12 protein-coding genes are annotated in these 22053 nt (G+C 39.0%); 9 read left to right on the plus strand and 3 right to left on the minus strand.

Annotation, left to right across the window (positions count from 1 at the left end):
* The first annotated feature begins 14 nt into the window (after nt 1-14).
* Nucleotides 15-3575 carry a T9SS type A sorting domain-containing protein gene (locus DKG80_RS17405; protein ID WP_109832655.1) on the plus strand — a complete coding sequence of 1187 codons (3561 nt, stop codon included), beginning with the start codon at nt 15-17 and terminating at the stop codon, nt 3573-3575.
* Between the two features lie 245 nt (nt 3576-3820).
* Entirely contained in the window at nt 3821-4072 is a 252-nt protein-coding gene (locus DKG80_RS17410; RefSeq protein ID WP_109832656.1) for a CBU_0592 family membrane protein, read from the plus strand.
* On the opposite strand, the gene DKG80_RS17415 is transcribed toward DKG80_RS17410, so the two are convergent.
* Nucleotides 4067-4663 (minus strand): TetR family transcriptional regulator, encoded by a 597-nt coding sequence (locus DKG80_RS17415; protein ID WP_109832657.1) that lies wholly within the window; start codon nt 4661-4663, stop codon nt 4067-4069. The two genes, DKG80_RS17410 and DKG80_RS17415, sit on opposite strands and share 6 nt — an antisense overlap.
* 241 nt (nt 4664-4904) lie before the next feature.
* Here DKG80_RS17415 and DKG80_RS17420 point away from each other — a divergent pair, with 241 nt between their 5' ends.
* From DKG80_RS17420 to DKG80_RS17435, 4 genes are all read left to right on the plus strand, one after another.
* Nucleotides 4905-6410 (plus strand): alkaline phosphatase family protein, encoded by a 1506-nt coding sequence (locus DKG80_RS17420; protein ID WP_221409154.1) that lies wholly within the window; start codon nt 4905-4907, stop codon nt 6408-6410.
* A gap of 25 nt (nt 6411-6435) precedes the next feature.
* Nucleotides 6436-9486 (plus strand): SusC/RagA family TonB-linked outer membrane protein, encoded by a 3051-nt coding sequence (locus DKG80_RS17425; protein WP_109832658.1) that lies wholly within the window; start codon nt 6436-6438, stop codon nt 9484-9486.
* Nucleotides 9487-9497: 11 nt separating this feature from the next.
* Complete coding sequence (locus tag DKG80_RS17430) at nt 9498-10943, plus strand: SusD/RagB family nutrient-binding outer membrane lipoprotein (RefSeq protein ID WP_109832659.1); 1446 nt, start codon at nt 9498-9500, stop codon at nt 10941-10943.
* A gap of 302 nt (nt 10944-11245) precedes the next feature.
* Nucleotides 11246-12652, plus strand: coding sequence for an ATP-binding protein (locus DKG80_RS17435; protein WP_109832660.1), 1407 nt, complete (start codon nt 11246-11248; stop codon nt 12650-12652).
* 237 nt (nt 12653-12889) lie between these two features.
* On the opposite strand, the gene DKG80_RS17440 is transcribed toward DKG80_RS17435, so the two are convergent.
* Nucleotides 12890-13135, minus strand: a complete 246-nt coding sequence (locus DKG80_RS17440; RefSeq protein ID WP_109832661.1) for a hypothetical protein — start codon at nt 13133-13135, stop codon at nt 12890-12892.
* A 784-nt stretch (nt 13136-13919) separates the two neighbouring features.
* On the opposite strand from DKG80_RS17440, the gene DKG80_RS17445 reads away from it, so the two are divergent.
* From DKG80_RS17445 to DKG80_RS17455, 3 genes are all read left to right on the plus strand, one after another.
* Nucleotides 13920-15851, plus strand: a complete 1932-nt coding sequence (locus tag DKG80_RS17445; protein ID WP_109832662.1) for a leucine-rich repeat domain-containing protein — start codon at nt 13920-13922, stop codon at nt 15849-15851.
* A 151-nt stretch (nt 15852-16002) separates the two neighbouring features.
* On the plus strand, nt 16003-18114 hold the full coding sequence (locus DKG80_RS17450) for a leucine-rich repeat domain-containing protein (protein ID WP_109832663.1): 2112 nt from the start codon (nt 16003-16005) through the stop codon (nt 18112-18114).
* Between the two features lie 371 nt (nt 18115-18485).
* Nucleotides 18486-20954, plus strand: coding sequence for a DUF7619 domain-containing protein (locus DKG80_RS17455; protein ID WP_109832664.1), 2469 nt, complete (start codon nt 18486-18488; stop codon nt 20952-20954).
* 184 nt (nt 20955-21138) lie between these two features.
* Here the strand turns inward: DKG80_RS17455 and DKG80_RS17460 are convergent, their stop codons facing one another.
* The gene (locus tag DKG80_RS17460) at nt 21139-22050 is read right to left on the minus strand and encodes a PorP/SprF family type IX secretion system membrane protein (RefSeq protein WP_109832665.1); all 912 of its coding nucleotides are present in this window, start codon (nt 22048-22050) and stop codon (nt 21139-21141) included.
* Nucleotides 22051-22053: the final 3 nt, after the last annotated feature.

A 22053-nucleotide genomic window follows, 5' to 3' on the forward strand; every position in this document is an offset into this window, starting at 1 on the left:
TAAAATCTATCATTATGAAAAAGAAGTTCATCAAACTTATTTTGTATTGTTTGATATGTCTCGGTGGGGCTTTTCAGGTTAGTGCACGGTCAGCATCACTGCAGTTTAGCGAACCGGATTTTAGAAATATGCCTTTAGGTTCGTATATCAAAGGGATATATACAATACAAGAAGATATTTCAGGAGGAGACTACCTTAAACATAGGACTGACGATATAGGGTCGATGGAGGCATTGAACCCAGACGATACTCGTTTTTATTTTTGGATCATTGAAAACCGTTACAAGGGTTATTTTCAGGTATACAGTGCGTCGGAAAAAGGAGCAATTCTGCAAATAAAAGATGACGGTGTTCCTGTTTTTACCAATGAACTGAATAGCGAACGTTCCTCGTTGCTATTTCGGATGTCGGAAGCAGGGCCTAATACTACTGATGCAGACAAGTCTGATGGGATAGTAGCTAAGGGATACATCACCACAGTCTCAGGAGCTAACGATGCTACGTGTGACTGTAAGATTATGACTCCGGTCGGCTCTTCTAAGAGGTTCATTATTAGGAAGGTCGATTTTGATGTAAACATGTACTATCCGATTACATTCGAAAAAGCAGATCCGATTCTTAATGCGAACAAGGGCAATATTGAAGAAGACCTTGCTAATCGTCGAACTCGTATCTATCAAATAAACAATAATAAAAGAAACAACTTTGTTTCTTCTAAGTTCTTTGTAGGAGGGTATGGTTCGGATGATTTTCGAATAACAATTGCTTCAGGTACAGAGGGTACCGTGGGATTCGTAGACTATATACGGCACAATCTCATGAGTAGTACCTATGATCAAGCTATTCCCAAGGTAGGAATTAAGATTCATAATGGCGTTATTTCACTTATTTTTGGTCAAGGCGGACAAGAACTACCACGATCTAATGCTTCGCTTTTTGGAGGCGAAATAGCAACCGATTTTGTATTTGGAGTACCTATCACCTTTGGGTTTGAAGGACAGCAATATCTGGTAGCATCTCAAAATGGAAAAGAGTATCGACTTCCATTGAATGACCCTACAGAGTTTTTCATGAATCAGTCTATCTCTCAAAATGCTAGAATGCTTGTGCAACTAGAACAAGGTGAGGTACAACTTTCCTATACTTTGAAAAATGCTCTGGTGAATTTAAGAAGTGATTTCGGAGGGAATGATGGTTCTACATATTACTCTTCCGATGCTTTTTTTCCACACTCACCAGATGGGGAAATTGTCAATACCTTCGACTGGACCCAGACCAAGTGGCCCATTCGCTATCGAGATGCAGGTATTCAGGAAGAGGAAGTCTTTAGTCCATTTTATCAGTCAGGAGATTTTTACAATAGCATTTCAGCGAAGTACGATCAGTCTACTGGAGCCTATCAGGGTGGAGAAGATTTTTCATACAATGAAGGCTGGGAGTTGATCAAAGCTGACTTAGGCTACAATGCAGACGGTACTATCCGTTCACAAGCTCCTTTACTTCCGTATGTGATGCTGTATGACCGAGTTCTAGGGATGCTAAGGGTGATGGTGTATACGAAAAACGAAGGAGAAGCCAATCAATTGATCCTAAGTCTAAATACTGACAGCAACAATAAATATCGACCCCAGATGTGGGGAGGGATGGCTCAGTTTGCTTCTCTAGACAGAGTGAAAGCAAGTAGTTTTAGCCAGCCGATGACCTTTTTCAGTTCGTCAGGTAGACAATGGTATTTTGCCGACTTTTACATGGAATTTGATCCCTGTGTTTGTTTTTTTGAATCAAACTTCACATTGGAGGCCTATAAGCAAACTAAAGGAGATCTCTCTATCATAGGTCGCTTGTCAGGAGGGAGTATTCCTGCGGGAACAGATCCGTATGATGATTGGACATCACATAGGGAAGATTATTTGATGAGTGTGATGGACAATGATTTTGGAAGTCTAGAAAATACGCTAGGGACTACCGTATTCAATCAATATGATCAGTTTGATCTAGTAGAATATTCCAATGAAATTAATGGAGTATTGGTAGGGAAAAAGATTGAAAAATGGGAGAAAGAAGCGGCTTGGTTAACCTGGAGAGGTACCAAGCAAGATGGCAACTCTCAAATTGCCTCAGGTACCTTTACGATTGCTGAAGGTGCAGCTACTATCGTGGAAGGTGCAGCCAAGATGATGGATAGTCCAATTTTGGGCTTTGCTTCAAAGAAAGTCGAAGGAGCGGCTAAAATAGCACAAGGAGTGGCTAAAATAGGTAAAGGATCAGCCACTATCGCTCGAGGAGAAGCTAAACTAAAAGTAGCCAGTGCAAGAAAGCTACAGTATGATGCTATCAAGGACAAGGTGAAGCGGAGTGATCAAAAGATCAATCTAAAGGAGCCCGATCCACGGCCTCATGTTGTATTTGGTGATCTTGCCTTGAAAGGGACGTTGACTATTTCTACTAAGATGCTAAGGGATGGTGATGGAAGGATTGTCACTCCTGGAGGTCAAAATCCATGTGATGGGCCAGGTTGTGAATGGTATAACAATGGTCTGTTAGGAGGTACTCCTCTATACGATCGTCCTTTAGGGAATTTCAACTTGCTCAATCAACCTAAGTTCGGTGTAGCCATTGTGCGAAATGGAGATAGTTTCGAGGCGTATTTGAAAATAAAAGAAAAGCCTTATTTCGTTTACAATAACAGCGCTCATGGTAAAATAGATGATGCATTGGGACTAACCATTCAAGTGCAAACCAATAAGCAGAGGACCAATCCAACAAGCTATCAAAGTGCTGGTATAGCGTCTTCTGAAATTGGCTATAGCACTTTAATCGGAGAATCAGGAGGGTTGGTAGGTGAGCATGACATTACTGATTTGATAGATTGGGATGTGATCTTGGAAAACCTCAATATGAATTCAAATATTGAAAGTGAGCTAGAGAATTGGATCACGGTGTCTTACGGCGTTTCTTCCTTGACCTTGACTACCTTAATAGATAGAAGTCTCAATCGCTCTTTTGCTAATGGAAACTTCATTTATGAAGGTGAAACCCACTTTGCTTACAAAGACGTCGGGGCATTGGGCCAGAGTGTTTGGGGTGAGTCTAAGAAATTGGCCAATAGTAACACCACACTAGCTTCATATGGTTTTGTGGATCATCCACTATTTGGTACCAATTACAATATCTATCATTCCAATTTTGACAAACCTACCGGTGAGTTGCGCTCTGCTATGAATAGCTATTGCCAGAATCAAAAAACTGCACAGGCAAACTCTGCAAGAGAGGTAGAAGAATTGGAAGAACCTGTGATAGAGGAAGAGTTAGAGTTAGAGGAAGGGATATTAATATACCCTAACCCATCTGATTGGTTGGTAAACTTTCGTTTGACCAAAGCTATGAAAGGTGAGACTGTGATCACGCTCTATGATCTAGATGGTACAAAGCTAATCGAGACCGTTGAGCAGTTAGTTGATGGTTACCAACTAGAAGGAAAGATCAACATTCATTCACTATCATCAGGGATTTATATATTGAGAGTGAAGTTGCCTAATGGAGAACTTATTAATAGAAAAATTATAAGAAAATAAGTGTAGGTAACTTTGGATAAAAGACACCTCTCAAAGTATAATGGGAGGTGTTTTTTATGCTTGATCAAAAGTGAAAAAAGTTAATATTCTCTATTCAACCTCAGCTTGAGAGCTGCCATTTTCATCTGGGCTGATATGAAATATTCAGATACCATTGAGATAACAATAGTTTTGACTTGATAATTGTGTGATTTGTGAGACCTAGTTTTGCCACTAGGAGAGAAGTTAAGAATAGAAAATTAAATATGACATATAGTTTTACTGTCGATGACCTAATAAATCTTTTGGCTTGGGTAGGCGCGTTTTCCTATCTGGTTGGGTATTTCTTATTGGCCAGTAGAAAAATACAAGTGCAAGACACATCTTATATGATGTTCAATTTGGTAGGAGCTGCTCTGTTGGTTTTGAATGGTTTATATATTAGAGACTATCCTACAGCCTTTTTGAATCTTGCATGGGGAGGAATAGCATTGATTCCAGTATTTCGCAAATCATGAAAACTGGATGAGCCCAAGAGCATGCTTTATATATAGCTGTTCCAGTCTCTTGTACTTGTCATTATCATTAATCGTTCCCAGATAGAAATAAGCACCATCTACTAGACTAAATATAATTTCAGTGATTTCGTCTATGTCGTCGTTTTCGATCACCTGATTTTCTTTAGCACTGATCAATTTCTCTTTCAGGTTGATATGAACCTTTTCGAGATAAGAGCTCATGCTTGTTTTGAATTCCTCCAGTCTAAATATTAGCGCATAGCAACTATAGAATACCCCATCATCGAAGTACTTATTCCAGTCTCTAGAAAAAAGTGAGGTAACGTATTTAACAATTTCTTCACGAGAGGTTATTTCCGGTGTTCCGTTTTTATTAAGGAATTTCAAGTATTGTTCCAGTAGGAAATTGTGAAGATGAGTAAGCAGCTCATGTTTAGATTTGAAATGATGTAAAATCAAACTTTTACTGACCTCCAGTTCCTCAGCTAATTTGGCAATAGACGTATTTTCTAGTCCGATCTTTTTTGCTGTATTATAGAAGGCTATGATGATTTCCTTTCTCTTTTCCTCTGTTATACTCTTTCTACCCATTGATTCTATTGGTCAATTGTGTTGGTTCTAAATGCCTAATTCCCGTTAAAAGGCGGTGATTGATAAAACAGCAAGTCTACCAGATTTTAGATTTATATCAGGGGTGGTGAAAAAAAATATATGTTAATCCTAGACATAAAATCCTCCGTTTTGGTAACGAACGTTTAAAGATTAATTAACTGAACGGTCGGTCAATCATTTAATTCACCCGCATACTTTTACCTCCAAAAAAAAGATGGATATGAAGAGGTATGCACTTGGGTGTTTAATCTTTCTTGGAGTAACGGTAACCAGTTTTGGACAGCACAGTATCACAGGTACTGTCACTGATTTGTCAGGTAGATCAGTATTGGGTACTCATGTAGTATCTAAGACTACAGGTGTCACCGCTATAGTCGATCACGAAGAGAAGTATAGAATAGATACACAGTCTAACGATACACTGATCTACTATTTCTATGGATATGATTTTCAAGTGATACCTGTAAATGGAAGAGCCAAGATCGATGTGGTATTGACCTCGCCAGAAGATACGCTTACTAATGAGCGAATAGCTGCTTCTGCCAATCGCAAAAGAAAAGTAGTTATGATATTGGTAGATGGTATATCAACTGACACTTTTCATAAGGTCAGTACTCCCTATATGGACGCGATGTCTGAGCAAGGTTGGTTTAGTCCAGCGTATGTAGGTGGTCGACGAGGGACGATTAGCGAAACGCCTAGTATATCAGCAGTAGGGTACAATAGCATGCTTACAGGAACTTGGTGTCATAAACATCATGTATTTGGTAACTCTATTGTTTCACCTAACTACAATTATCCTACTGTATTCAGAATTTACAAAGACGCTTATCCAGAAGGCAAAATTGCCATATTCTCTACTTGGGAAGACAATAGAACCAAGTTGTTAGGAGAAGGGTTATCCTCCACAGGTTCTTTGAAGTTAGACTATGCCTTTGACGGATTTGAGCTAGATACGGCAGCGTATCCACACGATGCAAACAAGCACTATCTAAAGCGAATAGACAATAAAGTAGTAGCTGAAGCAGCGGATTATATCATTAACCACGGTCCTGATTTGTCTTGGGTATATCTAGAGCATACTGACGATATGGGACATATGCATGGCGATGGCCCTGAGCTATATAGTGCAGTTACTTATGAAGATGCATTGATCGGTACTATTCAGGACGCTGTGAAGCTAAGAGAACAAGCGACTGATGAAGAGTGGTTGATCATCGTGACGACAGATCACGGCCGAAAGCCCACAGATGGTAAAGACCACGGCTCTCAGAGTTTCCGAGAGAGAAGCACTTGGGTAATAATGAATAGACCCATTCAGAACCTTTATGCTCAAAATAATCAGGTAGCGATTGTCGATATCCTGCCCACCGTATGCAACTATCTCAATATTGATATTCCAGCATCTACGGCCAATGAATTGGACGGTATTTCACTAACTGGGGCAGTAGATGCATTCGACTTACGAGGAACTTATTTAGGAGGATATCTCCAGCTCGACTGGTTGACAGAATACAGGAATCATGAAGAGGCTACAGTATACGTGAGCTACACCAATGAGCGAAAAGATGGAAAAGAAGATCAATACAAGGCTGTAGGCCAAGTAGATGTTCAAAAAAGAACTTTTACTACCAAAATCAACCCACCAAAGAAAACCCCATATGTCAAGGTTGTACTAAAAACGAAAAATCACGCAGTGACGACATGGGTAAAAGTGAAATCTTAATCTGTTAAAGTGAATAACTAAAACTATGAGAAAAATTTTATTCTTAGTGCTCTTGCTGGGTAGTTGGAGTGCGTTTGCCCAGACGAACGTTACGGGTATCGTAAAGGATCAAGCGGGCGTTGGGTTGCCAGGTGTAACCCTGCTTGTCCAAGGAACAAACAAGGGTACTTTGACCGATATGGATGGAAAGTTTTCCATACAGGTGTCTAGTACCGATGTGTTGGTGGTATCATTTGTAGGATATGTCACTCAGGAAATCCCTGTAGGAGATCAATCAGTCATTGATGTCTCGATGGAAGTCGATGTTGATGTCCTTAATGAAGTCGTAGTCACTGCTCTGGGGCTGAAGAAAGAGAAAAGATCAATAGGGTTTGCAGTTCAGGAAGTAAAATCTGCTGAGCTTAATCAAGTAAGTACACCTAACGTGGTCAATCTTTTGGCGGGTAAAGTAGCAGGTCTACAGGTAACTGGCTCAGGCAATGGTGTCGCTAGTTCATCTAGGATAGTACTCAGAGGAGAGAATTCATTGAACATCAATAAAAATGCGCCGCTCTTTGTCATAGACGGTGTACCTGTCAACAATGAAATATACGGAGTAGGAGGAGGACCTACCGATCAGGCTGATTTGCCTACTGACTACGGTAATGGAATCGCAGAGATCAACAGTGCTGATATAGAAAGTGTAAACATTCTTAAAGGAGCAGCTGCTTCAGCGTTGTATGGTTCTAGAGCTTCAAATGGTGTAATTGTGATTACAACCAAAAAGGGTAAAGCAGAGCAAGGAATAGGTGTAGAGATCAGTTCAAGCACGATGTTCAGTTCGGCATTGGTATTACCAGATTTACAATCCAGCTATGGAGGAGGATGGGCTCAGGCCTATGCATCAGATTTTGGTACTAACTATGGTCCTGCTTTGGATGGAACAGTTATAGAGCATGAGTTAGCGCTAGGCGAACCTGTAGAGAGACCATTTATTAATAGATACGATCTCAACGACTTTTTTGAAACTGGATTGCAATTGGATAATACGGTTGCGTTGTCTGGAGCGACTGACAAGATCGATTATCGATTTAGCTACAGATACAATCGCAATACAGGTATCGTACCTAATACTGATCTGACTAGAAACAGCTTTAGATTAAATACAGGCTATCAGATTACAGACAAGTGGAGAATGGATGCTAGGGTGAACTATCTGAAAAGTGAGAGTGATAACTTGCCTGTAGCTGGATATGGATCGCAGGGGATCATGTACACCTTGCTGTGGAACTATCTAAATGTAGACCTCAAGGATCTTAAGAATTATTGGATTACTCCAGATGAAGAGCAAAGAAGACTATTCTCTTGGGGTGACAATCCTTGGTTGATCGTGAATGAGAACATCAACTCATTTGATAAGAAAAGAATTTTAGGTGCTTTTACCACGACCTATGACCTTACGGAGAACTTGAAGGTTTTGGGACGAGTAGGAATCGACGAATCATCAGATTTTAGATTTTCTAGAAGACCAGTAGGATCTCACAGATTTGTCAATGGAATGGTGAGAGAGCAGAATGTGGATGTCAAAGAGTTGAACATGGATGTTTTGCTTACTTATGACAATCGCTTTGGAGAGTTAGAGACCAAATTTTCTGTTGGTGGTAATCGTTACAATCAAAAGATAGGTATTGATCTTGTTCAAGGTAATGGATTGACTGTACCAGGACTATATACATTGTCCAACATCAATGTGACGCCTGTGCTTTCCAGTGAATATTTCGAGAAAGAAATACAGAGTGTTTATGGTTTTGTCAATCTAGGATATAAGAAGTTTTTGTATTTGGATCTGACAGCTAGAAATGATTGGTCATCCACTTTGCCATCTGATAACTGGTCATACTTTTATCCATCTGCATCAGTATCATTCATTTCTACTGCCATTTTTGACTTACCAGAGCAAGTTGAGCTAATCAAGCTTAGAGCCAATATCGCGCAGGTCGGAAATGACACAGATCCTTTGAGTTTGAGAAAGACCTATTCATTTGGCACGAGACCGGGTACTTTTACGAATCCGACTGTACTTCCAAATGCAGATCTTAAGCCGGAAAGAACTACTTCAAGTGAAATTGGTCTAGAGACATATTTCTTTGGACAAAGACTATACGCAGATGCATCTTACTACTATACAAGTACTAAAGATCAAATCATCTCTGCTAATGTCTCTCGATCTACTGGTTACAACTCTACGATCATCAATGCTGGTGAAATCGTGAACTCAGGAGTAGAGTTATCGCTAGGAGGTATACCAGTAAAGACTCCAGACTTCTCATGGGAGTTGGCGGCCAACTTTAGTAGAAACAGATCAGAAGTTAAATCTTTGGCTCCAGGTCTTGAAAGTTTTGTGATCGCACAAGGACCAGATAATATTACCGTAGAAGCTCGACCAGGAGAGCGAATGGGAGATATCTATGGACGTACTTATGAAAGAAATGACGCAGGACAAATCATCTATGACGAGTCTGGTTCTCCTATCACCGGTACAGACAGAAAAAAAGTAGGAAACTACAATCCAGATTGGATGCTGGGTTTCAATACCGCATTCAGTTATAAAAACATCAAGCTATTTGCTCAGTTTGACTATCGTCACGGAGGAGACCTATATTCATATACACAAGCGATAGGTAGAGAGAGTGGTACACTTCAATTCACCGAAGGCTGGAGAGACGGTGTAGTAGGAGAGGGTGTAGTGTCAGATGGTGCTGGTGGATATGTACCTAATACTACAGAAGTAACTGCTGAGACTTGGGCTTATGCTGTACCTAGATCCAATGCTGAAGCCAATTTGTTTGATGCTTCTTACTTGAAGCTTAGACAAGTAAGTCTTAGCTATTCACTACCTCACAAAGTGATAGAAAGCTTAGGAGTTCAAGATTTGGTAGTCAGTTTCGTAGGAACAAATCTCTTCGTATGGTCAGATGTACCTAACATAGACCCTGAAGTACAGGGACTAAGCGGGGGAACTATCTTACCAGGTATCGAAGTGACACAGCTGCCTTCTGCCAGAACATACGGTTTCAAAGTCAATCTAAAATTTTAATACACTCAATCATGAAAAGAATTATATGCTTTTTAGCGTTGGCCACGGTGTTTTTCAGCGCTTGTACTGATGACTTTGAGTCTATCAATACCAATGGCAATCAACCAGAGTCTGTAGGGTCAGAGTTCTTACTACCTACGATCATTTTTGATTTTGCCAATATCAATGTGAATGAAGCTTACAACTTCGGAGATATCATTTCACAATATGCAGCCAACTACGAGTTCATCAACTTGGATTTGTATCGATGGAGTGGGGACGACCGTTTTTGGTCACCGATGTATCAGGTTCTCTTGAATATTCAAGATGTAAAAAGTCAAGCGATAGCTGATGGAGATCAAAACCTAGAGGCAGTAGCGCTCATCCTAGAGTCTCAAGTCATGAGTGTGATTACTGATGCTTATGGTCATGTACCTTATTCTGAAGCTCTATTGGCAGAGTCTAATATGATAACACCTTCATATGACAATCAGGAGGATATCTACAATCAGCTTTTTACGAATTTGGAAAGAGCCAATAGCCTGATCGATACTGATGGTAGTGTCAAGGGAGATATTCTTTTTGATGGGAATATGGCTATGTGGCAAAAGTATGCTAATACTCTACGAGTGAGATTGTTAATGCATACGGCTAATGTCAATACTAATATATCTTCAAACCTTAAGGCCATTTTGGAGAATCCAGCTAAGTATCCATTGCTTGGATCTACGGAGGACGATGTTATTTATGAATATTCTGGGGTAGTGCCTGATGTATCTACAGTGTCAGCGGTGAATGGTGGAAGAGCTTATGATTATTTCTTGAGCGTACCTACTACTACTTTTATTGATAATTTGGATGACAATGACCCTAGACTTGAGTTGTTCTTAAGTCCAAGACAATGTGCTGAAGGTGATGCTACTTGTGCCGCTGATAGATTACAAGGCGTAGCTCCAGGTTTGGATCAATCAAACATCGGTAGACCAGCAGACTATTCTCGTAGATCTGAAGAGTTCTACAACTCTGGTACTTTGATCCAGTCAATTTGGGTTACTTATAGTGAATTGAACTTCATCTTGGCCGAGGCAAGAGAAGAAGGATATATTTCTACAGGTACCGCTAAGGGATATTATGACGCTGCTGTAGAAGCTTCCTTTACTCAGTGGGGATTAACTATGCCGGCTGATTTTTTAACAACGACAGCTCCATATGATAATACTACTGAAGTGCTTTACGAGCAAAAGTGGCTGGCACTGTATCATGTAGGTATAGAAGCATGGCTAGACTGGAAAAGAACAAGAAAGCCTTCGTTTATCAAAGCAGGTCCTGGCACTTCCAATAATGGGAATGTACCTGTAAGACTTTTTTATCCAGCAGACGAACAGTCTCTCAACGCTGAGAACTACGAAAATGCTATCAAGCTATTGGACGGAAATGATGACCTAAACGCTGGCGCTTGGTGGTGGAGCGCAAACTAGAGAAGAAATAGTGTTTTTTCAGATCATAGAGGCTGCTCATTAGGGCAGCCTCTTTTTCTTTTTTACCGGCGGGCTCAAGTTAAGATACCAGTGAGCAAACAATACCGCCCTATGGTGTTCAATTGGTTCAATGTAGTGTGAAGTGATGGCAATCTGGTGGTATATGGGAAGATTGTTTGGTTCAAACTGCTCATCATAGAGCATCTACTGACCCAGTTTTTAGAATTCTTTTTTAATTATGGGATAGTTGTCCTTTAATTCGTTGTTTATAATTTTGGGATTACCATCCTTGAATTTAAAATATGGGTTTCGACAAGAATATATTAACGGGTAGAATAATTGATGATAACACATGGTGGGAGGAGAGGAGGATTCCTTTTTACGATGAATTTAGCAAGAGACGTTACTATAATGGTTTCTTCGATCTAGTTTCCCAGAAATTCCCTCATCGTGCTGTAGTACTAATGGGACCTAGAAGGATTGGAAAGACGGTGATTATGTATCAAGCCATACAGGATCTTATTGATAGTGGTGTGGATCCAAAGCATATTTTTTATTTTAGTCTAGACACTCCTATTTATACGAATGTCCCATTAGAAGAACTTGTAAATGATGGTTTGTCGATCAATAATGTATCACTAGAGAATACATATGTCTTTTTTGATGAAATACAGTACTTAAAGGATTGGGAAATTCATTTAAAGTCACTAGTTGATAAGAACAGGAAAACGAAATTTATTGCAAGTGGGAGTGCTGCTGCCGCTCTTAGAATGAAAAGTATTGAAAGTGGTGCAGGAAGGTTTACAGATTATTTTTTACCTCCACTAACATTTGCAGAATATATTGACCTCAATGGATATGACAAGATGCTCTCAGAAACGGAAGTTAATTTTGGAGGAGCTCGTAGGTTTTATAAATGTTCAGACATTGAGAAATTCAATGATCACTTTATTGATTACATAAATTTTGGAGGTTTTCCAGAAATAGCGCTTAACTCAGACAAGGTGAAAAACCCTGAGCGTGTGATCCAGAAGGATATTACGGATAAGGTAATAATGAAGGACTTGCCGGGATTGTTCGGGATAGAAAATACCTTAGAGTTGCAGCAGTTTTTTAATGTATTGTCCTACAGGACTGGTGAGATTTTAGACTACAAAAAGGTTTCTCAAGAAACAAAAACTGACAACAAGACAATAAAGAAATATATAAAGTACCTAGAAGCTGCATTTCTTGTTAAGGTCTTGCATAGAGTAGATCTATCAGCTAAAAGATTTAAAAATATAACCCAGTTTAAGGTATATCTAACCAATCCTAGTTTATTCACGGGTCTTTTTGGTAGAATAAGGGCTAGTGATGAGCGTTTTCCTCACTTGGTTGAGACCGCAGTGTATGCTCAATATATGCACAGGGAGCATGAATATCTAAGATATGCTAATTGGAAAGTAGGAAAAGAAGAGGGGGAGGTTGACTTGATTCAGGTGAGTAATAATTTTCAAAACGTTCATTGGGCTGTCGAGGTCAAGTGGTCAGATAATCCTAAAGCAGGAAAGCTTAAAAAGTTTATGGAGAAAAACAGGCTGTCTAAAGGAGTGATAACCAGTAAAACCAAGTTTGAAGATTATGAAGACCTCTTAATCGTTCCCAATAGTATATACGCCTATGTTGTTAGTAAGAACGCACTCGATAAATTGGATGAAGAAATTCTTTGAGTCTAACTTATCTATGTAGTGAACTAATTGATTATTTCTATAAAAGAAAGATAGCCGATCCAACCTACACAGCAATAGCTAATCTATGGAACTGAGCAAATCATAAGTGCCTCAATACTTAGGTGCCCATTGGTTAGTTATCTATTGCCTTCGATCAGATCGGCGGAAATCTTGCTGTCACTAATTCTGAAATAATACATGGTCAAAAGCTGACTATGTTATTCACGGTGAATGCATTTACTCGGGTATATCCTTGCCCTTTTCTTCATCCATGATGATATCCAAAAAGTAAAACAGTTGATCTAAATCCTTAATGAAACACTCAAAGTCATCCATTAGTTCGTCATGCTTGGTGTGAAGGTATTGGAATACTACGCTTCGCAAATTTCTCTGAAGTCGCAATAGATCAGTCTTCTCTGAAAAAGCCTCTAGTGCTTCTACTGATTTTAAAGAAAGTAATGTCTTACAAGTTGTGGCATTCATATTATCGATGAGATTAATTGCATGGTTTGTTTGTTGTTGCTAACCTAATGAAAGGGAATGTATTAGGTGTTCGCAATAGTGAACACATAGGAGAAATCTGAATTTTATAGCTCCGCAGCGGAGCACGATTTTTACTGACGTTGGAACCTTCCTCCGCAGCGGAGGAAGGTTTTTACGCATGACAAAACGTTGCTCCGCCGCGGAGGAAGCTTTTTACGCTGAACAAAACCTCGCTCCGCTGCGGAGGAAGCTTTTTACGCTAAACAATTGGTCCCTCCGCTGCGGAGGAGCATTTTATAGCCTGTTGGTTTGCTACTACATAGTAATCTGTCAAAGTGGGGCAGCTGCCTACCTGAATAGATCGCTTTCCCGAAAGGTCGGGAAGGACGACTTTTTAAGACCTTAATTAGATGTTTGACGTTATTCATAAAATGCAAACTCGTAAGTATATTTCGTCATTACGAACGGAGTGAAGTAATCTGTTCATGTCATGCAGAAGTTCAGTGAACGGATTGCCGCATAGCCCCTCGATTTTCTATCGACAGTCTATTCGCAATGGCGCTGTTATTTCAACTATTAGCCGTCCTATATGACTTCATGAGTAAAATCAATTCTACGATAGTAAAAATTGTTTTAAACAGATAAAGGAGAACTCTTCTCACAGACGAATTTTCATTCGGACGATTCAAATATATATTGAGACGCAGCATAAATACGTTCGGCGTTTGGAAGTAGAAATGACCGCCCTATCTTCACGAAAAATCCAGTAAACAACGAAACAATAATGAAGGCAATACAAGAGATAGAGGCTATTCTGGGAGTTAAATTAGAAGAACAATCATTAGACGAAGATCAGGATCAAAAAAGCCTCTATTATATTCGTAAGGAAGAGCTGCGAAGTTTGGATTTGTATGGTGTGACTATCGAGGATTTTACCCCACTGGTGCCGTACTTACAGAAACTGGAAAGTTTTAAACTTACGAATTCTACCATTCAAAATTTTTCTGAACTCCTAAAATTCAATTGTTTCAATTTACAACTGGACAATGTTACCTTTCAGAACAGCAACTGTGACACGATTGGTCGCATGCCGGGTCATGTAATCTGCTCTAATATGAGCCTAGATGCTAGTTGTTTAGCCTGTCACCAGCAGCTCAATTACAAGCGATTCAGGCAAGTAGAGTTTACCAATTGTCACATTGACAATATTCAGGAGATGGATGATCTGGAAGATATCTCTCTTTTGATATTAAACAACATTACCTTCACCCATAGCCCCAAGAGAGGTTCAAAAGGGACAACTCGTCGTTTGACTATTACCGACACCAGCTTTGATGATATTTCCTTTCTCCCATTTGCTCACTCATTAAAATCTATAGAAGTGACGAATTGCCAGATCGGTAGCATTTCAGGGCTGACTCACTTCCCTTCTTTGGGAGGGTTTGCTATCGACTCTGATACGATTATTGAAGATCAATCAATATTAGAAAACAAGTCAGGTAAGAAAATAGGCCTTGCACTAGAGCAAGGGGAAAAGCCTTTGGATTTAATTAAGTTATCCCCTTTTAAGAACCATATTGATAGGTTAGAGATCCATAAGTTCACAGAACAAAAGTTAGAGGGCATTGATACCTTTCAGCAGGTAAAGAAGTTATACTTTCAAGACTCTAATGTGCATCTAGAGGCGTTTTTACCGATTGCTCAGCAGATAGAGAGTATTAGCTTGAGTAGTAGTACAGTTCAAGACTACAGTTATATCCAAGACTTTGCTAGCTTGATTGATTTTAGTGTGTCACAATATGGAGATGAGGATGAAGCATTAGAGATCTTTCCCCAGATACTGCCACTAAAAAACCAACTAAAATCGTTGGATATCTATGAGTCAGAAGGAGTCAAGTCACCGCATTTGATCAGAGAGTTTACCGCATTGGAGTCTTTAGTGATCGCATTTATCGATGGGGAGTTAGTCTCTCATATTTTGACCCTTCAAAACTTAAAAAGGCTGTCATTGATGATGTTTTACGAAGAAGGTACTTTCAGCTTAGAAAACCTCAAGAACCTAGAGTATCTAAAGCTCGAAACAGATGTGACTTTTACTGGGTTCGAGCATCTTAAAAAACTAAAATCCTTAAAGATCGGTGACTCTACTGATTCACCTACCATTGATTTCAACATGCTTCCAGAAATGAAAAACCTAAAACGTCTCAATCTGGTGAGTTATGATTATGAAATAAATGGTTTCGATCAGTTTCCTAATTTAGAGTACCTACAACTCAAAGGAAGTGCTAAAGTGACCTTAGGAAAGTTGGAACATTTGAAGGTATTGAGTTTAGAAAATGCCAATATAGAAAACTTTTCCACGTTCGAAGAGCAGCCTAATCTCGAAAGTTTAGACCTGTCGAATATAGTGTGCAAGCTAGATCTCAAAGAGATTGATAAGTTTCCAAACTTAAAAAAGCTTACGTTTATGGAAAGTGAAGTCACTGATATCTCAGCTTTAGAGCCTCTCAAGAAGTTGGAATATCTGGATCTACTAGGTACAGAGGTGAAGGATGTTCGTGTCCTGAATACTCTTCCCAATTTTAAAGGAGCAAACTTAGCGGTATGGGGTCAGAATGACTTAGCATCACAACTGGATAACCCCAATGTCGCTGCGTATGCTGGATTCCATCCAGTGTATCTCTGGATTTGGGAAGAAGATGAGTTTGGAATTTAATCGCAGGGCGATAGCCTTTTGGGTTTAATTCCCTGATCCTTGGGTCGAGTAGAAATAAAATCCCAAAGATACCTCATACCCTTGGGTCGGGGAGCTTCATTCTAATTAGCTTAGTTGGCTTTCGATAATAAGTCCTCACAATATTGTAAAAATGTCAGAAGCAAATTCAAATACACTTATTGAAGCTCTTAAAAAGATAGAGGACGCTTTGCAGGTAAAACTGGAAGAGGAGAATCATAATAGCAAAAAACAACAACCCAATTCATATAAGAGCTTCGGTCATCGGCACACAGCTAGAAAGCTAGATTATCTGACCTTGTCGGATTTGCACTTTGAGAGTTTTGATGCCTTAGCTCCTGTGTTCAACATGGTGAAAAAACTGACACTTATCAATTGTCGTGTTGATGATGTTTCAGCATTTCTTAGTTTCAAGTGCTTAACTCATATAGTTTTAGATGGAGTAACTCTTCCGGATACCTGTGATCTCCAATGCTGTCCGGCGAATACACTTAGAGGGCATTTCAAAGTCATTCATTTTAAAAACATGGAGGTCGTGCATATAGGATCTCTACTTCCTTTCGCCAAGTATTTATCCCATTTAGAATTTGACACATGTCAAATCAGAAACTTCTATGAAGTAAATCTGATCCCAGCACTATACAGTCTTACGCTAACCAATACACACATTCACAATGATGTCAATGATGAGGTTCATAAAGCAGATCTTAGTAGAAACTTATATTCACTGAGATTTAAAAATATGGAATTAGATGACTTCATCTTCTTCCTGCCTATTACTAGATCAACCAAAAACATAAATATAGAAAACAGTATTCTGGAGAGTTTTCATGGAATCGAACAGATTCCTCAATTGGAAAAACTTGCAGTAGATACAGGGACAACAGTGAAAGTGACGGAACCTCCTGAGGTGGATTCGAATATATCATATCAGCTGAAAGTATGCGAAATCAGCAAAACACGAAAGCGTAAGAAAGGCCTTCACACGAAGACTTTTGATTTTCAAAAGTTAGCTTCCATCGCTCATTGTATCAAAGAGCTAAGCTTTCATGAAGGAAGTAAGTTGACTAATACTACCTTTCTAAAACACTTCACACGACTTGATTCGCTAGTCTTTAATTACCAGAAGGTTGACCTCTCACATTTTTTACCCATTGCTCAGCAAATACGCTCTTTGTCTCTGGAGGGATGTCAATTTATGACTGAAGAATTACCCGCTTTCACTCAACTAGAACGAGTAGAGGTACATGAAGGGCATTCCTTCTCACAAGGGAAATACTTTAGAAACTTAAAGAAACTATTACCTCTCAAACAGCAATTGAAGAAACTGGCTCTTTGGGTCGATGAGCCAAAAGGGATGAGTAGTATCAGTGAGTTTGGAGCCCTTGAGTCCCTAGTGGTACAAAACGCAATTAGTGAGAAAAAAGCACAGCTAATACTCTCTCTACCTCATTTGAAAAAGTTGAGACTGAACATCAAATCGAAAAAAGGGAGCACTTTAGACCTCAAGGCAGTCAAAGGTCTGGAGTACCTACAGATTTGTGGTCGTGTAAACCCGATAAGGCTCACAGGAATTGATCAACTTATTCGATTGAAACACCTAGCATTAGAAGGAAGTGTTCTTATGAGTGACCTGAGTTGTTTTAAAAAACTAGCGTATTTCAAATGCGAAGATTCTATAGACATCAATCAACTCAGCAGTGATACTTTGAAAGTACTTGAATTAGACCTTGATGAGGATGATTATCGTATCCAAGGCCTAGAGCAGTTTCCTAATCTGGAAGAGTTACTGATAGATGGTGTATTTGATAGAAATCAGCACAAGTTTGTTTTAGGAAAGTTGGATAGTCTTCGTGTGTTAAAACTACAAGCCGGCTATCACCATGAGATTGACTTTTTAGATCAATTGCCTAATCTTGAAAGGCTAGACCTTAGTAACAATCAACTTCGAACGCTCAAAGGGTTGGCATCACTCCAGAATCTAAAGATGCTCGACGTATCCTTAAATGAACTCAAGGATTTGGATGGGTTGGAGCACCTGCAAAATCTAGTTTATCTGGACTTGATTGACAATGGAGTGTCTGAGGTGAAAGTTCTTAACAACCTACCTGCGTTGAAACAGGTCAATTTACCAAGTGCAAGTAAGGAGCTCGTGAAGCAATTAGACAACCCAGGACTAGCAACCTATCTCGGCGGACCTTACAGAGCCTTTACGATTTGGGAGGATCAATCATTTTACCTATGATGGTATAGGGAAGCGGTCTATATTAATCATAGATTCATCTTAAAGAATACAGGAAATCAAGGTGCCTACTAGTACCACCCGAAGCCTGTTGAAAGAGTTTTTTTCCTGTCTTGATCTGAGATTTGCAATAAATCTCAAACCTTCTTCAAAACGAATAATCCTCCAATCTCAACGGATATTGGTTCTATCCTTACGGATACAAATTGGGCATTTCTTCCACCGGTATGCCGTCATACATTTACTCGAAATTAATTTATTAGAGACCATTTAAACCTGACTTCTTTTTTGATCAGCTATACAATTGTTATCAACTATTGATGGATTAGAAAGGTAAGTAGGCTTTAAAAGGTTGAACCTATAAAAAACCAAACATGAAAAAGTTTACACTATTAGCTATGCTCATCGTAATGAGTATACTCACTCACGCACAGGTCATCAACTTTCCTGATGCTAACTTTAAAAACAAACTATTAAGCATTGGCGGTATAGATACTAACAATGATCTTGAAATTACTCAACAAGAGGCGGAGCTGGTGACTAGCCTTAATTTGAGAAATTCAGGTATCAGTGATTTGACAGGGATAGAATATTTTATCAATGTAGAGACAATCAATCTTGATAAGAATAATATCGTTGATGCAGACTTTTCTGGAAATACAGAATTGGTCAAGTTGGACATCAGTTTTAATAGCAATATCAAAAGTTTAAATGTTGAGAATAATGCTAAGCTTAAAGAGCTTTCCATTGGTCGGAGTAGAAATTATCTATATGATGGCCCCACAGAACTCGACTTTACTAATAACCCACTACTAGAAAGATTGTTTGTGGTTTATTGTGATGTAACGAATTTGGATTTGTCTAATAACACCGCTTTGATCACTTTAGGAATTGAATGTGACAGACTACAAGGCCTTGACTTTTCTAATAATACAGCGTTAAGGTGGTTGTCAATAAATTATTCCAACATAAATAATTGGTCACAACCACTGGATCTTACCCCGCTGACTAAACTAGAGCAATTACGAATAGCAGGAAATGGGTTAACTGAGATAGACCTTTCTCAGAATACGCAGTTGACAACATTTCATGCAGAGAACAACAATCTTGAGTTTCTGGATTTATCAAACAACCCAAAAATAGGCACACTTCGTCTTGATCGTAATGAGTTGACTAGTATAGATTTTTCTGCTCTCAATGAACTTGGGTTTCTAAGTATCGGTGATAATAAATTAGAGACATTAGATCTTAGAAATACGAGTGTACAGAGTCTTAATTTTTCTAATAATCCAAATATTACTAGAGCATTACTGACAGGACTTAATTTTCGTGCAGATCAGCCGCATTTTGCGTCTTGTCCTAGTTTGGATTTCATCTGTGCAGATGCAGCTTACATCCCACAGATTCAAGATCGTTTCAACAATCCTAACTATACCGCATGTACAGTAAGCAGTAGCTGTGGTACCGATTATTACCCTGTAACTGGCACAGTACGCTATGATCTGGATAATGATGGATGTGATGTGAACGATAAAGGTTTCACAGATGCACAATTCATCTTGTCTAATCAAACTACAGGAGATATCCTGCAGGTTTTTCCACTCAATACCGGTGAGTATAGTGCAGCACTTCAAGAGGGGGATTACTTCATGTTTAGCAATCTGCAAAATCCTTTGTATTTTAAGATTGACCCTTCTCCGTTTCCTCCAGCAGTCATTAGCTTTCCACAGAATGGACCAAGTGTTACTAAAGATTTCTGTGTTTCTGCCAATGGTTTTTTCAATGATTTAGAAATCATGATAGTACCAGTTAATCAAGCAAGACCTGGATTTAGTGCAGAGTATGTAGTCACGTATAAGAATAGAGGAACTACTACTCAGTCAGGAACAGTTACATTCACCTATATGAATGATGTTTTACAATATACTTCAGCTTCCCCTGGCCCATCAGCGATATTTGGAGATAAGATCACTTGGTCATTTAGCGATTTAACTCCACTTGAATCGAGAAGTATTACCTTGACTTTTCAGGTCAACACACCTTTGGACAATCCTGCTGTAAATGGTGGTGATATATTGGCTTTCGAAACAAAGGTGGCTGCTAATAATGATTCTTCCCCGAGTAACAACGTAGCTGTTCTTAATCAGACGGTGGTAAACTCTTACGACCCTAATGATAAGACTTGTTTGGAAGGAGAGATTTTGGAGCCAAAGAATGTAGGTAACTATTTACATTACCTGATACGCTTTGAAAATGAAGGTACAGCGGATGCTATCAATATCAGAATTACAGATGACATTGATACTACCAAGCTAGATATCGCAACCTTTGTTCCATTACATGCGAGTCACCCATACCGTACAGAAGTGCATAATGAGAAAGAGATTGAATTTATCTTCGATGATATACACCTTCCATTCAATGATGCAGATAATGACGGGTATGTGTTATTCAAGATCAAATCTAAATCGGACCTTGTTCTCAATGATGAGATTGATAACGGAGCCTCAATCTATTTTGACTTTAATCCTCCAGTTATTACGGATGTAGAGACAGTTACTGTAAAAGAAAAAGAGGATGAAGAAGAGCTACCAGAGTTCTCTGATTTCTTTGTCCTGTCTCCTAACCCTACATCAGGAGTTATGTATCTGAGGTATAAAGAACCCAAAGTAGCTAAGTTCATTCAGTTCATCAGTATTCATGATTTATTTGGAAATGTAGTTGGTTACTTCCCTGGAACTACCCAAATATTCAATGTCAGTTATTTGTTTCCGAATAACTATATCATGAGAGTTCATACTACTAAAGCTGTATTCGCTACACAGTTTATCAAAACAAAGTAAGAAAATGAGGTAGTTATAATTGTTGAATTAACTGTAAAACGCCCTACTTCTGATGATCAGAAGTAGGGCTGGCTGGCCGATAGATTAATTAGACTTCTTTGCATGGACTTACAATAAGTAGGCCAACATCTAAAATGAATAGAAAATATTTCAATCGAAGAATTAAATACTCTTTAGAGATGTGCTAAAACCGTCTTTTATCTTTTCGATAACTTTTGATCAGTGATTTATCTAATATTATGCCTACCTGATGTGTACCATAGTTTTGTCCAATGAGCCCATTGGTAGGTAATTCGAAGGCATAACCGATCCGCAAATTTTTACCAATTTCAAAATAAAAAAAGGTACCATAATGCACGAAGTCACGCATGCTGAGCCCAAACCACACCAAACCATCTACATTGATACTTCCCGTAAGGTCCAATGAAGGCCTGCTTTGATCTGCGAATTTGATTAATCCGTCTACTTTATATTCTGTTTCGCTAAAATGCCTGAAATAATACCCCGCATTTAAATAGTAATGCCTATTGTATCTAATACTGTTGGCCGACCCATCTTCTATGCTAACTTCTAAAATTCTCGGTATGGAAGCACCTACATAATAGTCCAAATTCATGAACATCGCTCCAATTCCAAAATTAGGAGTAGTTGTATTCTCCAATCCCGTAGTAAGCAACTCATCATCTACAAACTCAAGATTAAGTTTGGAAAGGTCATAGCTATTCGTGACGAAACTTCCTTGTAATCCAAACCCGAGTTTTGATTCTTCCATTTTGATATTGTAGGATGAAGAAAGCTGTACTTCGTTCGTACTACTTATTCCTACTTGATCATTGATAATGACAAGACCAACTCCCATTTCACCATCTTTAAGAGCCGCTTGTCCAGTCGCAGTATTGGTAACCGGTGCTCCTTCAATACCTACCCACTGCGCACTGGTCATAAAAGAAGCGGATACGTTATTGTATATTCCAGCATAAGCCGGGTTAAGCATTAGTTTGTTAAACTGGTAAAGTCTATAGAGTGGATCGTCCTGTGCGTGTAGAGAGGATATCAAACAAACTAATAATACTATAGTCAATGAAATTCGGCTCATGAT

It is taken from the genome of Reichenbachiella versicolor (genome assembly GCF_003171675.1).
GTDB lineage: Bacteria > Bacteroidota > Bacteroidia > Cytophagales > Cyclobacteriaceae > Reichenbachiella > Reichenbachiella versicolor.

What these genes read in the sequence shown, in the direction of transcription:
- DKG80_RS17425 (WP_109832658.1), top strand. Translation starts at nt 6,436, where the DNA reads ATGAGAAAAATTTTATTCTTAGTGCTCTTGCTGGGTAGTTGGAGTGCG.
- DKG80_RS17405 (WP_109832655.1), top strand. Translation starts at nt 15, where the DNA reads ATGAAAAAGAAGTTCATCAAACTTATTTTGTATTGTTTGATATGTCTC.
- DKG80_RS17450 (WP_109832663.1), top strand. Translation starts at nt 16,003, where the DNA reads ATGTCAGAAGCAAATTCAAATACACTTATTGAAGCTCTTAAAAAGATA.
- DKG80_RS17410 (WP_109832656.1), top strand. Translation starts at nt 3,821, where the DNA reads ATGACATATAGTTTTACTGTCGATGACCTAATAAATCTTTTGGCTTGG.
- DKG80_RS17445 (WP_109832662.1), top strand. Translation starts at nt 13,920, where the DNA reads ATGAAGGCAATACAAGAGATAGAGGCTATTCTGGGAGTTAAATTAGAA.
- DKG80_RS17440 (WP_109832661.1), bottom strand. Translation starts at nt 13,135, where the DNA reads ATGAATGCCACAACTTGTAAGACATTACTTTCTTTAAAATCAGTAGAA.
- DKG80_RS17430 (WP_109832659.1), top strand. Translation starts at nt 9,498, where the DNA reads ATGAAAAGAATTATATGCTTTTTAGCGTTGGCCACGGTGTTTTTCAGC.
- DKG80_RS17415 (WP_109832657.1), bottom strand. Translation starts at nt 4,663, where the DNA reads ATGGGTAGAAAGAGTATAACAGAGGAAAAGAGAAAGGAAATCATCATA.
- DKG80_RS17455 (WP_109832664.1), top strand. Translation starts at nt 18,486, where the DNA reads ATGAAAAAGTTTACACTATTAGCTATGCTCATCGTAATGAGTATACTC.
- DKG80_RS17460 (WP_109832665.1), bottom strand. Translation starts at nt 22,050, where the DNA reads ATGAGCCGAATTTCATTGACTATAGTATTATTAGTTTGTTTGATATCC.
- DKG80_RS17435 (WP_109832660.1), top strand. Translation starts at nt 11,246, where the DNA reads ATGGGTTTCGACAAGAATATATTAACGGGTAGAATAATTGATGATAAC.
- DKG80_RS17420 (WP_221409154.1), top strand. Translation starts at nt 4,905, where the DNA reads ATGAAGAGGTATGCACTTGGGTGTTTAATCTTTCTTGGAGTAACGGTA.